Genomic DNA, 1,871 nt, shown 5'->3' with positions numbered 1-1,871 from the left:
TGTTCGTGGTTTCAGAACCAACACAGTGGACGCGAGCAACTGAGGACAAGCCCTCGGCCTATTAGTACCAGTCACCTCCACCCGTTACCGGGCTTCCAGATCTGGCCTATCAACCCAGTCGTCTACTGGGAGCCTTAACCCCTCAAAGGGGGTGGGAATACTCATCTCGAAGCAGGCTTCCCGCTTAGATGCTTTCAGCGGTTATCCTTTCCGAACGTAGCCAACCAGCCATGCCCTTGGCAGGACAACTGGCACACCAGAGGTTCGTCCGTCCCGGTCCTCTCGTACTAGGGACAGCCCTTCTCAATATTCCTACGCGCACAGAGGATAGGGACCGAACTGTCTCACGACGTTCTAAACCCAGCTCGCGTACCGCTTTAATGGGCGAACAGCCCAACCCTTGGGACCGACTCCAGCCCCAGGATGCGACGAGCCGACATCGAGGTGCCAAACCATCCCGTCGATATGGACTCTTGGGGAAGATCAGCCTGTTATCCCCGGGGTACCTTTTATCCGTTGAGCGACGGCGCTTCCACAAGCCACCGCCGGATCACTAGTCCCGACTTTCGTCCCTGCTCGACCCGTCGGTCTCACAGTCAAGCTCCCTTGTGCACTTACACTCAACACCTGATTACCAACCAGGCTGAGGGAACCTTTGGGCGCCTCCGTTACTCTTTGGGAGGCAACCGCCCCAGTTAAACTACCCATCAGACACTGTCCCTGATCCGGATCACGGACCGAGGTTAGACATCCAGCACGACCAGAGTGGTATTTCAACGGCGACTCCACGAACACTGGCGTGCCCGCTTCACAGTCTCCCACCTATCCTACACAAGCCGAACCGAACACCAATATCAAACTGTAGTAAAGGTCCCGGGGTCTTTCCGTCCTTCTGCGCGAAACGAGCATCTTTACTCGTAGTGCAATTTCACCGGGCCTATGGTTGAGACAGTCGAGAAGTCGTTACGCCATTCGTGCAGGTCGGAACTTACCCGACAAGGAATTTCGCTACCTTAGGATGGTTATAGTTACCACCGCCGTTTACTGGCGCTTAAGTTCTCAGCTTCGCCACCCCGAAGAGTGACTAACCGGTCCCCTTAACGTTCCAGCACCGGGCAGGCGTCAGTCCGTATACATCGCCTTACGGCTTCGCACGGACCTGTGTTTTTAGTAAACAGTCGCTTCTCGCTGGTCTCTGCGGCCACCCCCAGCTCAGACAGTAAATGTCATCACCGGTGATGGCCCCCCTTCTCCCGAAGTTACGGGGGCATTTTGCCGAGTTCCTTAACCATAGTTCACCCGAACGCCTCGGTATTCTCTACCTGACCACCTGAGTCGGTTTAGGGTACGGGCCGCCATGAAACTCGCTAGAGGCTTTTCTCGACAGCATAGGATCATCCACTTCACCACAATCGGCTCGGCATCAGGTCTCACCCACATGTCATCCGGATTTACCTAGATGACGGGCTACACCCTTACCCCGGGACAACCACCGCCCGGGCTGGACTACCTTCCTGCGTCACCCCATCACTCACCTACTACAAGTCTGGTCCGTCGGCTCCACCACTTCCCTTTGCCCGAAGGCTCCAGGACGGCTTCACGGACTTAGCATCGCCTGATTCAATGTTTGACGCTTCACAGCGGGTACCGGAATATCAACCGGTTATCCATCGACTACGCCTGTCGGCCTCGCCTTAGGTCCCGACTTACCCTGGGCAGATCAGCTTGACCCAGGAACCCTTAGTCAATCGGCGCACACGTTTCTCACGTATGTATCGCTACTCATGCCTGCATTCTCACTCGTGAACCGTCCACCACTAGCTTCCGCTGCAGCTTCACCCGGCACACGACGCTCCCCTACCCATCCCAGC

General features: G+C 56.3%; 1 rRNA gene. It reads right to left on the bottom strand.

The annotated features are described in order from the left end of the window. Positions 1 to 41: 41 nt before the first annotated feature. A 23S ribosomal RNA gene (locus AB0O76_RS43880) occupies positions 42 to 1,871 on the bottom strand; the annotation flags it as partial.

The organism is Streptomyces sp. NPDC086554 (genome assembly GCF_040686095.1).
Taxonomy (GTDB): Bacteria; Actinomycetota; Actinomycetes; order Streptomycetales; family Streptomycetaceae; genus Streptomyces.
Note: the sequence above shows the minus strand (reverse complement) of the source record. Positions and strands in the feature narration are given on the sequence as shown.